This window comes from Clostridium cylindrosporum DSM 605, from assembly GCF_001047375.1.
Lineage (GTDB): Bacteria > Bacillota > Clostridia > Clostridiales > Caloramatoraceae > Clostridium_AB > Clostridium_AB cylindrosporum.
In genome coordinates, this window is record NZ_LFVU01000027.1 from 256,017 (window position 1) to 268,020 (window position 12,004).

The window sequence follows — 12,004 nt, forward strand, 5'->3', positions numbered from 1 at the left end:
ATAGAGAATAAGAAATCAATAGAAAACAGTAAATCCGAAAAATTCTTAAACTCTACAACCCTTGTTTCTCTAGGGTTACAAGGTTTTACCCCCATTTATAAAGAATGGATAGAAATAATAATTTGAGTGATTATAAAATAGAAAATCTTCTACAACCCTTGATACATCTACATTGTAGCCATCACAGGGAAATCGGTTATATTGAATACAGTACAATTTATATTTATAAAAGTTTCTACATGATAAAGATTTATATAAGTATAAATGGATTTCTCCCCATTATACTTTAAACTTACTTATTTTTATCTAGTGTGCATAGTGGATGTGTTTATTTAAGCACATCTTCTTATTTTTTTGAAAACTTTTTATATACAAATTTATATATACATAAAACCATTAAATTAACGCATAGAAGCCATTCTAAGGGCTTTAAATAAATAATAGGGGTTTGTATATGTAACTAATTTAGGGACAGTACAGGCAACTAAGGAGGTAATAACAATATGGAAAACAATCAAGTACAAGAAACTCAAACAACTGTAGATACTGGGGTAGATACTACAACAGATACTATAACAACATTTACAAAGGAAGAAGTGGACAAAATGCTTCAATCAGAAGGTGATAAAATAAGAACTAAGTACAATAAGGATGTACTAAAACTAAAGGAAGAAATAAAACTAAAAGAGCAATATATAGAATCTTTAAAACCAGTTGAAGAACCAGTAGTAGAAAAATCAGAAGCAGAAATTAAGGCAGAACAAAAACTGGCAGAACTTGAAGCAAAGGAACTTGAAATTCAAGCAAAGGAGCAACATTTAAATTTAGTTAATCTACTAAATAGTAAGGGTTTACCTAGTCAACTGGCAGATATTATCAAAGTAGGGGACAATGTAGAAACTTCTATCAATACATTAGCAGAATTACTAAATGCAAATAAATTAAATGACTCTTTTAAGCCTGATGGAAGGACTTCTTCAGTAGATGTTCTAACTAAGGAACAATTCTCAAAAATGAGTCCAATTGATAGAATGAACTTATTTAAGGATAATGAAGAACTTTATAAGAAATTATCACAAAGGTAATCAAGCATTTCACAAAATTGTGGAGTGCTTTTTTATATATAAAAATAAATAATAAATATTAAAGGAGAGATTTACATATGGCACAAGCAGGAAAACTTATAATACCAGAGGTATATGCGGATTTAGTAAGAGAAAAAATGATAGGTAGAACAAAGGTGGCACAACTTGCAACACAGTTAGGTTACTTATCTAACACTAATATAGGTGAAGTGGTGACATTCCCTCGCTACAAACTAATTTCTGACGTTGAAGATTTTGTAAAGGGTACACCTATTACAAGTGAAGAACTTGAACAAACATCAAGTCAAGCAAAAATTAAAATGGTTGCTAAGGGAGTTCATGTGTATGATATTGATGATATGACTGCACTTGGAAATGCAGTAGAGGAGGCAATTACTCAGCAATCACTTAAATTTGCAAGAAAACTTGATGCTGATCTTGTTGACTGCTGTCTCCAAAGCCCCCTAAAAGTTGATACAGCATTAGGAAATTCTATTACAGCAGATGAACTAAACAAGGGTCTACTATTATTCGGAGATGAAGCAGATATAGAGGATATAAACATAGTAATTAATTCACTATTAATTCCTTCATTCCTAAAAATGCCTGAATTTATTGATGGCTCTAAGACATTTAATACAGATGGAAACGGTGTTCAAAAGAAGGGCTGCATAGGATGCTTTAGAGGGATAGGAGTGTACGTGGCAGACCACAAGACCTACGATTCAGTAAATAGTACAGCAATTACCCTAATAGTTAAAAATGGGGCATTAGCATATATACCAAAAAGGGACATTAATATAGAACTAGAAAGGCAAGCAAGTTACAAGAGAACTAACATCGTAGGTGATTTTGTTTACAGTACGGCGTTAATTAATGATGGTGGAGTAATTGTACTAAAGAAGGGTACTGTAGTAACACCATAACTATAACAATTAAGGGTGGGAATGTATATCCCATCCTTTTTTAAAAGTTACAAAGTTAAGTATATAGGAGGAATAAATAATGTTAAGTCCAGAAAAATTAAAAATGCTTAGATTGGTACATGGGGTAACGCTACAAAACGTAGGAGATGAAATGGGAGTAAGTAAAAATTACATCTCAATGATAGAAAATAGAAAGGTATCTTTATCAGAAGAACAATATCATAAACTTGTAGATGCAATATACGCAGCACATAGAAAGAAGAATTCAAAGCAAGAAGATGTAGAAGAAAATATTGAAGCAGTTAAAGAAGAAATGACTAAGAAAAAAACAACTACAAAGAAAACCACTAAGAAGTAGTTAATCATAATCAACATTATCATAATTGATAAATTTATATTAAATAAAGGAGAAATGCAAAAATGAGTAAGGAAATCAAGGAAGTAATTGAAAGAACAGAACAAACAATAAAGGAAACTAAGGAATCAATAAATAGGTTTGATAATACAGCAGAAAGAGTTGAAAACAAACTATCTAGCATACTTGATAAACTAGACAGAATTTAACTCCGCAATACCCCTACAAGGTCGCTAGAGGGCATTTAAGACACTTTTATGAATGAAAGGTTAAACCCTATAGAATGAAAAACTACTCTTAAATTGCCCTATAAGGTCTACAATTTAATACATGAAACTTAAAACAGGTGTAAATATACTACCTGTTTTTTTATATTCAAATTTATTAATAAATTAATTACAAATAGCAACTAAATTAATAATAAGAAAGGCAGATGATAAGTAACAAAGATATGTTTAAAAATTATTAGTTGCTTTATAAATGTTTAAAAAAAGTTACACTTAATTGTTAAAAGAAGTAAAGGATTTAATGCCATCATGGGCATCAGCAGAACAAATGGGAGGGTGTAATCTAATTTTAAGCGATGATTTAGATAGTTTATTCAGTTGCATAGTGTTAGACCAATTATTTGGTTGTAAAATTGAGGGATTTTATGATTTCAAAGCGATAAACTTCAAAGAAGAATTTTTAAAAAATGGTAGCGAAAATACTAACCTTATAGGTGTTGATATTGATTTTGCTAATAATATGAAATGCTTTGGAAATCACGTAACACAAATATCTACAAATGACATAAGAAGTAATACAGCAAACTTAAATGTAATCAATAATGTAAGTGCTAGAAACTATACAGATAAGTTCAGTGGTAATACACTAATGCAAATATTATCTTTATATAATGTTGATGTTGAGAAGTGGACAGATGAACAAAAACTTGTTTTAAGTTGTATTGATAGTTTCTTTCTACCTTTCACAACTAAATATGCAAGGTTTAAAAGCACTCAGGAGAATTATTTAAAACAACTAGAGCAAGAACATCTAGGAGAATTTATAGTCTATTATATGGACAAGTATGGAGAAGATATATTTAAAAGAATAATAGATAAATACAAATTAAAAGGTAAAATTAATTTAGATTTTGGTACGCTGAATACTAATATAGACCTTGAAGGTTTAAGTAAGTTATTTAATGTGCCTTTTTTATTGCCTAAAAATGAATTTAAACCATATAAACAATACAATACAAGATACATGGACATAAACAATATAAAGAGTAGCAAGGATATTGTAGATAAAACAAATGCTAAGAAGATTATAAGTTTAGCAGTGACTTTTAGAAACAGTATATCTTATACATACAAATAAGAACTAAATAAAAATAAGTAAGTTTGAGATAGGAGAATAAAGGATGTATATTAAAATACTAAAAAGAAGAAGTGGAAGAAACTATATATACAAGGGTGAAAGTCACAGAGATGAAACAGGAAAGGTAATTAATAAACAAGAGTATATGGTGCAGATACATGAAAGAGTTATATATGGAGATTGGGATTATTTAATGCAATATATAGAATGTTGGAGAGAAAAGGACTTTCTATTTTGGTTTAAGTTAGTATGTAAATTACAATTTGATGTATTAAAGTTAGATTAATGTTGTAGGGTACATTAGTTTGTACCTTACTTTAATATTGTAGGGTACAAATAATTTAATAAGTAAGTTTGGAGATAGGTGTTACAAGTTGTAACGCCTTTTTGTTATGTCTAAAAACAAAAATATTTAAAAGTAAAAGGAGAAATTAAAATATGATAATGATAAATGCAGAAAGCATAGAGAATAGAAAGACAGATACATATATGTTAGTTAATGAAAGAACTAACCAAAAAATAAGGACTGGTATAATTCCTGATACACTTGAAAAGAAAAAGAAAAGAGATAAATTTGCTAAGAAGAAAGTAGTAAATGAGAAATTCAAGGACTTTAACAATGAGTATCTAGGGAATTTTGTATTTTTCATATACAAGAATATGGATTTGCTAAGTGAAATACTAACAGATGTAGAACTTGTAAGGTACATATATTTAGGTACATATGTTAAATATGATGGAATCCTAAAACTGGACAACAATAAAACTATAATTGATAAAAAGCAAATGAGAAAGTTATTACAAATTGCAGATAATAAGGTTTTTAACAAGTATTATAAAAAGTTAGTTGAAAGAGATTTAATAACCGAAACAAATGAAGGGATTATGATTAATTTTGCATACTTTTATAGAGGTAGTGAAAGTGAATATAAGAAATTTACAGGTGCAGTTGAGGGCTTTGACGATGATTTTACAAGATTATATATAAATACAACTAGGGAACTTTATGAAAGCACAGATAATAGAAAGAAAAAGAATCTGAATATAATTTATAAATTATTACCTTATGTGAATAGTAAGTTTAACATTCTATGCAAAAATCCAAATGAATTAGATAAAGATGAAATAGATCCAATAACAGTAGGAGATGTTATGGATTTACTAGGATATGATAAAACTAATGTAACAAGATTTAAAAAAGATTTCTATTCAATTAAAACCTCAGCAGGATATATATTTAAGTCAGTTGAAGGACACGAAGGTTATTTAGGGAGTATGGTTATAGTAAATCCTAGACTATATTACAAAGGTGATAACATAGAAGAAGTAAATGTATTACTAGCACTTTTTAAATAGTTAGTCAGGAATACCCCTCTTTTTTCTTAAATCTAGTCAGGAATACCCCTATTGAAAAACTCTGTAATCCATTGGTATCAGTGGGTTAGTCAGGGTTTTGCATAACTTGCCCCCTATCGATTATTACAACACACAGTTTCAATCCACCACTAACCCCTCATTAGGAAATCAATTAAAGCGTCGCAGACTAACAATAAATTATTCAATAAATAGTAAAAACGACGTAGTCAATTGGTAAATATAATAAAAGAAAAATCAAAATAAATTAATTACCTAGCGAAAAGTTTTAATTTAAACAAGAAAGGACTTGGACTGGAAGGAACAAGGACTTTTGCAGATTAAATTAAAAGTTGAGCCGACACAATGAAACCTTGTGTTTCATGTGGCTAGTAACCGTCGGTAGACATATATAATAATGGATATTTAAATGCTTAATAGTTATAAGATGTATTGTTCTTTCCAACCCCTTTATTCCCTTTGGTCATAAAGTGATTTTGGAGGCAAGAACCAACCTCATATATATTTGATAATTAAAGGGTTTTTGAGTGGTCAAAATTTAATACAACTTTTTCAAAAATAAATTATAAATTTGGTTACGGAAAAATCCGTTATCACTTTGTGGGATAGCAAAAACACTCAACGGAAAATCTCGGTCACTCAAATTGACTGACTTTAAATCCCCATATGGGGAGAATAAGGTTAATCCCAATTTAGGATTGAGTGGAATAATAGTACATACAGGTGTCGTAAATCACGACAACAGGTTTAAGGGTTGGTGAAACACCTAGTCCTTGGAGTATATACTATAAAACATTAATACACTTTCGTAGTATATGAGTAAGTATAAGAGTAAATATAGTTTAGAAAGCCACCTAATATTATATAGTATGACAGGTAGTATATACACCGTATAGTAGGAAAAATGGGAGATAGTATATTAGTATAGGTTATAGAGTTTAGGTACTTGTAAGTATTGATAATCCTATATTCTTAAAACTGACATATAAACGAGGGGAGGAAGTAATGGGGGAGCGAGTAAAAGGGCGAAAAACGGTTCACGACCAACAACTGGAAAAAATATTTTATTCATGTTTAAGATAGGTAAATATGATGTAATTATTACAAGTAAAAACATTAATTGTTAAAGGGATTTCTAATATGGAAGTCCCTTTTTCATGTTCAAATTTAATTTAAAGGAGGTCATATAAATGGCTAAAACATGGGAAGATTGTCTGAGCAAAAATGCCAACAAGAAAAGACCATTTGTAAGATGGTACATAGATAGTAATAGAACTAAAGAATCTTATGATAAAGAAATTAAACATTTAACAGTTGTGGAATATGAAACGGCAATAAATACATGGTTATTGGAAGATGAGGTTCAACAAGCAATTAAAGAGTATTTGAAATGTAAGAAGAATATAGACATTATCAATATATATAATGCTATGAAAGAAAAAGCACTAGAAGGTGATGTTGCTTCAGCAAAATGGATTATGGATTTTGTTGATAAGTCAGGATTCTTTGGAAGTGAAGAAGTATCAGAAATAGATAAAATACTTAAAAACCTTAATGTAAATGAGGTGTAAGCATGAACAGGGATGAAAGGTTTTTAAAGGTATGGAATAATCCAATCCTCTTCATACAAAACTTTATGAAGGTGAGTAATAAGGTTGGGAAAGAAATTCCCTTTATATTGAACCCTATGCAGAGGGAATTTTTAAATAATATGAGTAACTACAACATAATACTTAAAGCAAGGCAGGGGGGCATGAGTACCTCATTGGCTGCACAATCTCTATATTATGCTATCACAGAACCTAATTCACATTGTTTAATGCTTAGTCATAGAGAAGAATCTACAAGGGCAATATTCAATAAATTAAAGCAACTATACAATACTATTCCTGAAGTGTTAAAACCACAATTGCTTAGAAATAATAGAGCAGAACTTGCTTTTAGTAACGGAAGTGTTATTACTTGTCAAACCATGGGTAATAAGGATGTTGGAAGAGGATCAACCTTAAAATTTATTCACATATCCGAATATGCCTTTGTAAATAGTGAGGTTGCAGAGAAGCAATTACTATCATTGGAACAAGCCCTTAGACCTGATGGGGTACTTTGTATTGAGTCAACTGCAAATTCTTTGAACTTCTTTCATGACCTATATTTTAAATCAAAGAAAAAAGAAAATGCTTATAAGAGTTTCTTCTTCAATTACATAGATACTGCAAGTATGTTCAAAGATGAATTCAAGAAGTGTAAAAAGTTATTTAAGAATATTAATAATCATGATTTTAGTGAAGATGATTTAACAGATGAAGAAAAAGAACTGTTAAAAATTGAAGGCATGACACTTGATATTCTTTGTTGGAGAAGGTTGAAGATAAGTAATGCAGGTATAGAGCAATTTAATCAGGAATATCCCCTTACCGATATAGATGCTTTCATTTCAAGTGGTAATTCGGTATTTGATGCTAAAAGGGTTACTGATGCAGAAAAGGCACTATTAATAAATAAAACTAAACATATAAGTAAAGATAAATTAAAGGATTTACCAACTGATTTAAAGAGATGTTATGGTAAGTCCTTATTTATTTATAAAGATGTGGTTAAAGGTGAGAGATTCGCATTTGGGATTGATTGCTCAGAAGGTGTCAACGGAGATTACTCTGTAATTATTGTACTAGATAGCCAAGGGGAATTGGTAGCAGAATACTATGACAACAATGTCAAACCCTATCTATTTGCAGATATAGTAAATAGTCTTGGACGATACTACAATAATGCTTTATTAACTATAGAAAAGCAGAGTGCAGGACATAGTGTGATTATGAGGTTACGTATGGAGCATAAATACTATAATATGACGAAATATCGCTCGTATGACAAGTTAAATAGACCGAAGTTTGAATACGGTTTTGATACTAATTCGAAAACAAAGAGTTTGATTATAAATGATATGGTTGAGTTATTTGAGAAAGGTCAATTGAAAATTAATAGTAGAAGGTTACTCCAAGAAATGAAGCAATTTGAAATCAGAGATAATGGAAGAATGTGTGCCAGTGGTCGTGGACACGATGATATGGTAATGGCGACTTCATTAAGTATCGTTTCAATGCTTCATAAATCACATTATAAGATGTAATTAGTTATCTAGGAATATTAAGTTTATTAAGGGATAATAAGGTTGTAGACTTGTTGAAAAATTTTATAGATAATTATTCTATAATTATTTATAAAGAGAGGTACAATATGAAAAACAGATTAAGATATATTAAAATTCCAGATAAACGCTGTGGTTTTAGAAATAGAGATGAACTATCTATAGTTAGGGAAATGAAAAAGATGCAAAGTTCAATTAATGCTAAGAAGGATTTAATTGAATCAATAGAGATTATATATGAAGAACTTTATAAACATAAAATTGAACTTGAAGTTTTTATAAGGTGTAAGAATAAAGAAAAGTCCATAGACAAAGGCATTGGATATCCTGATATATATTTAAAAGATAAAGAAGTGGAAAAAGGTATTTTCGAAACTTATGTTTTTATAGATTTAAGACAAGAATTAGTAGATTTCGATTCAATAAATAAAGTAGAGTCAACTTATAGTCTTACACCCATACCTTTTAAAGATTTGATAGATGTAGACTTGATGAATTATGGTGCAAAGTTTATTTTTAAGGAAGAAAAGGTTAGACTTAAAATCATTAAAAAAAGATTTATAGATTTAATGTAAGTCAATTCTAAATACACTGGCTTATTGATTTTAGAAAGAAGAGTATATATGTTTAAAACTTAGAGGATTACTTAGTGTATATCCTTATTTTTATGTTTAAATTTAAGGAGGAAAGGTAATGGAAAATGTTTTAATAACAGCAATAGAAGGACAAGGTATATGGACTATATGTGCAGTATGTCTTACTGTATATGTACTTAAAACAAGTGGTGAAAGAGAAAACAGATTGCAGGAACTTATATCTAGGCTAACAGAGAAGTTTAATATTGTTGAAGATGTTAAACAAGATGTTGAAGAAATTAAAGAGAAGTTAAAGTGAAATATACGGATACAATGTATCCATTGGTGGCAATTGGTGACAAAAGACAACTAATTGGAAAATGGCAATAGATATGTCAATGCACCACTTCATAGTACTACATAGCCCTACCTACGTAGCAACTACTTGTAGTGTATGCAATAGATTTATGAAATGTTACTGATTTAGTCCATAATTAAATAATTTAACAAACAAATTACAATTAGGTGTCTATTATATATAGATGCCTTTTTATTTTGAAGGAGGTACATAGATGTTTTTTAATAGAAAGAAGAATGATAATAATAAACAAGATAATGGTTATTGGTTTGAGGAAGAAGTAAAGAAAGCAATACATACTAATAGAGTTGCTAAAGTTTTAAGTAATAAGGCATACATCGAAGGTAAGCATAAGATATTATCAAAACCTGATGAGCAATGGAAGGGTGAAACATTTAAGAGTTGTAAGGTAGTGTTACAGGAAGCAAAGACAATACTAAACTTTCACACTACATACCTATTAGGTAATAAGCCATCAATTATCGGAAGTGAGAATATGGTTAGGGAATTAAATAAGGTGTATAGGGATTCCAATTATCATAGAGTGGACTTTAATATACTATCAGATGTTCTTAAATATGGGGATGCCTTTGAATATGTTTACTTTAAAGACGGTAAGATTGTAAGTAAGATAATACCTAGTCAGGACAGTTACCCAGTAATAGATAGACAAGGCATCTACACAGAATTTGTGGAGCATTGGAAGGATGAGGACATAAGTCACTATAATGTATATACTATGAACAAGGTAGAAAGTTATAATGATGAAGATGGTCAATTAAGATTAGTTAATAGTGCAAAGAATATTACAGGTCTACCGATTCATTATAGTAATGCACAACTCAATGAAACTTATGGAAGAAGTGAATTAGATGATATAGTACCTATACTTGATCTTGTTGAAGAAATAATCTCCAAACTTACAGATGCGATTTACAAACTAAGTATAAATTCAATCCCAGTTTTGACAGGGCAAGAACTTAATTCAACACTAGATGCAGGAATGGTAGGAAGTTGTATTAATCTTGAAATGGGAAGTACATTCTCATTCGCAAATTCAGAGATGGACTATAACAGTATTAAACTATTACTTGATACATTACATAAAAAACTAAATACTATTGCAGGTATTCCAAGTATTGTTGGTTCTAGTAATATATCAAATGTGAGCGAAACGTCACTTGGAATATTGTATAGTTTAAGTAGTGTTAAAGCGATGCTTAATGAACAGTTTGTGCGTGAGGGTATGCTGCAAAGATATGAAGTAATAAGGAAACTATTAGAGATGCAAGGTGTAAAGTTTAATAGTGATGATTATTGTGATATTGAATTTGTTTATAGTAAGCCAATCAATAATAGTGAATTACTTGATAACTTAAAGAAGCAATGGGAAATGGGAGCAATATCTCTGACTAGTATTATTGAAAAATCAACAATTATTTCCGATACAAGTCAAGAACTAGAGAGATTAGAGTTAGAGAACAAAAAGAAGGATGCTAAAGTTGAAGTTAAAGAGGAAAATGATGGTGTAGAGGAAGTAGTTTAAGTGGGTTAAAGTGTATAATTTAGTATGATGACCTGATACGAATAATGTTCGTATTAGGTGTTATTTATATGGGTTTATGGTGTGTGGTTATATAGGTGATGTGGTAGTGGTAATGTAATGATAATATAGTGGTTAATAGTTGGGAAATGATATGAGAAATAATTATTCACAAAACCACGCCATGTTACCTAAATATCTATTCTGAAAAATCAAATTTGAATTCTCATAGCCGAAAAATCGACCTTGAAAAATTTTTATTTAAAATAAATATTATAACTATAGGAAGTATCTATGATATTAAATTCCCAATAGTGGGCAGGACACGTCAATTCAACGTGACAGGTCAATTCATACTATCAGTTGGAGATTTTAAAACTACAGTATATAAACGGTGTATAAACTATGTATATTGACGTATTGTATGTATAATTCCAATGTATATAATAATATCGTTAATACAAGTTGACTAGAATGTACGAATACCAATGGTTGTAGCATTTATACTAGATAATATGTATTATCTTGTGTTAGATAAAATGAGGTTATAGATAGTGTTCGTGAGTCATGGACTCATCAAAAATAAGGTCTTATTATATATCAATACATATAAAAGTACCTAAATAACATGAAAATGCCTTAAAAATGAATAAAACTATTCGCTAAGGTTTTGTTTAGCGAAAGGTTACATAATATTATAAGGGTGTAGGTTAAAACTACGTCCTTTTTTATGTATTAATTGATGAAGTAACAATTCATTACATCATAGAATCCTAAACTCCCTTTTTTATTCTGAGAAAAGGGGTTAGTATACCTTTCTCCCCCATAAAAAATTTTAGGTGCTTTAAATAATTTTAATCTCCTTAATTATGTTTGAATAACATTTTGAAAAAATGTATAATCATGGTAATAGGGGGGTGTTTAAATGTTTAATGAAAAACTAATAAAAACAAGTAAAGATGAAATAAATAAAGATGTAGCAAAAATGCAATATAGAATCGAGTGGATATTTGATGAAATATTACTAGAGAGTGTATTTGATGATTGGAGAATTAAAGAACAAAATAATAATGGATTGATGGTAGTAGTTTTATTACACAAAAATAAAAGAGATATAAGAAATAAAGAAAAGTTTAAATATCATAAGCAAGGGACTTATAGAACAGTAGAAAAGGCTATAGAAGAAATCAAAAGCCATGATTGCTTTGTTATAGAGAATAAAGGGGTTATGCCAGAAGAAACGGAAGAAAAGTTCAATATGATTTAGTGATT

Annotated in this window: 13 protein-coding genes; all 13 read left to right on the forward strand. The window is 29.6% G+C overall.

Features of this window, described 5'->3' with window-relative positions:
* Window positions 1-503: 503 nt before the first annotated feature.
* On the forward strand, window positions 504-1,085 hold the full coding sequence (locus CLCY_RS09720; RefSeq protein ID WP_048570932.1) for a hypothetical protein: 582 nt from the start codon (window positions 504-506) through the stop codon (window positions 1,083-1,085).
* Between the two features lie 77 nt (window positions 1,086-1,162).
* Window positions 1,163-2,011, forward strand: coding sequence for a major capsid protein (locus CLCY_RS09725; RefSeq protein ID WP_048570933.1), 849 nt, complete (start codon window positions 1,163-1,165; stop codon window positions 2,009-2,011).
* A gap of 79 nt (window positions 2,012-2,090) precedes the next feature.
* Window positions 2,091-2,369: a helix-turn-helix domain-containing protein gene (locus CLCY_RS09730; protein WP_048570934.1), complete on the forward strand. Its 279-nt coding sequence runs from the start codon at window positions 2,091-2,093 to the stop codon at window positions 2,367-2,369.
* Window positions 2,370-2,431: 62 nt separating this feature from the next.
* Window positions 2,432-2,575, forward strand: a complete 144-nt coding sequence (locus tag CLCY_RS13795; RefSeq protein ID WP_161797122.1) for a hypothetical protein — start codon at window positions 2,432-2,434, stop codon at window positions 2,573-2,575.
* A gap of 295 nt (window positions 2,576-2,870) precedes the next feature.
* Window positions 2,871-3,731 carry a hypothetical protein gene (locus CLCY_RS09735; RefSeq protein WP_152668148.1) on the forward strand — a complete coding sequence of 287 codons (861 nt, stop codon included), beginning with the start codon at window positions 2,871-2,873 and terminating at the stop codon, window positions 3,729-3,731.
* A 43-nt stretch (window positions 3,732-3,774) separates the two neighbouring features.
* The gene (locus tag CLCY_RS09740; protein ID WP_048570936.1) at window positions 3,775-4,017 is read left to right on the forward strand and encodes a hypothetical protein; all 243 of its coding nucleotides are present in this window, start codon (window positions 3,775-3,777) and stop codon (window positions 4,015-4,017) included.
* Between the two features lie 152 nt (window positions 4,018-4,169).
* Entirely contained in the window at window positions 4,170-5,087 is a 918-nt protein-coding gene (locus CLCY_RS09745) for a hypothetical protein (protein ID WP_048570937.1), read from the forward strand.
* Between the two features lie 1,208 nt (window positions 5,088-6,295).
* Window positions 6,296-6,676 (forward strand): hypothetical protein, encoded by a 381-nt coding sequence (locus CLCY_RS09750; RefSeq protein ID WP_048570938.1) that lies wholly within the window; start codon window positions 6,296-6,298, stop codon window positions 6,674-6,676.
* A 2-nt stretch (window positions 6,677-6,678) separates the two neighbouring features.
* A complete protein-coding gene (locus tag CLCY_RS09755; RefSeq protein ID WP_048570939.1) occupies window positions 6,679-8,238 on the forward strand; it encodes a phage terminase large subunit family protein in 1,560 nt (519 codons plus the stop codon).
* A gap of 107 nt (window positions 8,239-8,345) precedes the next feature.
* Window positions 8,346-8,831 (forward strand): hypothetical protein, encoded by a 486-nt coding sequence (locus CLCY_RS09760; RefSeq protein ID WP_048570940.1) that lies wholly within the window; start codon window positions 8,346-8,348, stop codon window positions 8,829-8,831.
* A gap of 118 nt (window positions 8,832-8,949) precedes the next feature.
* The gene (locus CLCY_RS09765; RefSeq protein ID WP_048570941.1) at window positions 8,950-9,150 is read left to right on the forward strand and encodes a BhlA/UviB family holin-like peptide; all 201 of its coding nucleotides are present in this window, start codon (window positions 8,950-8,952) and stop codon (window positions 9,148-9,150) included.
* Window positions 9,151-9,403: 253 nt separating this feature from the next.
* On the forward strand, window positions 9,404-10,735 hold the full coding sequence (locus CLCY_RS09770; protein ID WP_048570942.1) for a phage portal protein: 1,332 nt from the start codon (window positions 9,404-9,406) through the stop codon (window positions 10,733-10,735).
* Window positions 10,736-11,657: 922 nt separating this feature from the next.
* On the forward strand, window positions 11,658-11,999 hold the full coding sequence (locus tag CLCY_RS09775; RefSeq protein WP_048570943.1) for a hypothetical protein: 342 nt from the start codon (window positions 11,658-11,660) through the stop codon (window positions 11,997-11,999).
* Window positions 12,000-12,004: the final 5 nt, after the last annotated feature.

Bases quoted from the DNA above. Each gene is read 5' to 3' on its own strand.
- CLCY_RS09740 (WP_048570936.1), top strand. From the start codon at position 3,775: ATGTATATTAAAATACTAAAAAGAAGAAGTGGAAGAAACTATATATAC.
- CLCY_RS09750 (WP_048570938.1), top strand. From the start codon at position 6,296: ATGGCTAAAACATGGGAAGATTGTCTGAGCAAAAATGCCAACAAGAAA.
- CLCY_RS09765 (WP_048570941.1), top strand. From the start codon at position 8,950: ATGGAAAATGTTTTAATAACAGCAATAGAAGGACAAGGTATATGGACT.
- CLCY_RS09730 (WP_048570934.1), top strand. From the start codon at position 2,091: ATGTTAAGTCCAGAAAAATTAAAAATGCTTAGATTGGTACATGGGGTA.
- CLCY_RS09745 (WP_048570937.1), top strand. From the start codon at position 4,170: ATGATAATGATAAATGCAGAAAGCATAGAGAATAGAAAGACAGATACA.
- CLCY_RS09775 (WP_048570943.1), top strand. From the start codon at position 11,658: ATGTTTAATGAAAAACTAATAAAAACAAGTAAAGATGAAATAAATAAA.
- CLCY_RS09755 (WP_048570939.1), top strand. From the start codon at position 6,679: ATGAACAGGGATGAAAGGTTTTTAAAGGTATGGAATAATCCAATCCTC.
- CLCY_RS09725 (WP_048570933.1), top strand. From the start codon at position 1,163: ATGGCACAAGCAGGAAAACTTATAATACCAGAGGTATATGCGGATTTA.
- CLCY_RS09760 (WP_048570940.1), top strand. From the start codon at position 8,346: ATGAAAAACAGATTAAGATATATTAAAATTCCAGATAAACGCTGTGGT.
- CLCY_RS13795 (WP_161797122.1), top strand. From the start codon at position 2,432: ATGAGTAAGGAAATCAAGGAAGTAATTGAAAGAACAGAACAAACAATA.
- CLCY_RS09770 (WP_048570942.1), top strand. From the start codon at position 9,404: ATGTTTTTTAATAGAAAGAAGAATGATAATAATAAACAAGATAATGGT.
- CLCY_RS09720 (WP_048570932.1), top strand. From the start codon at position 504: ATGGAAAACAATCAAGTACAAGAAACTCAAACAACTGTAGATACTGGG.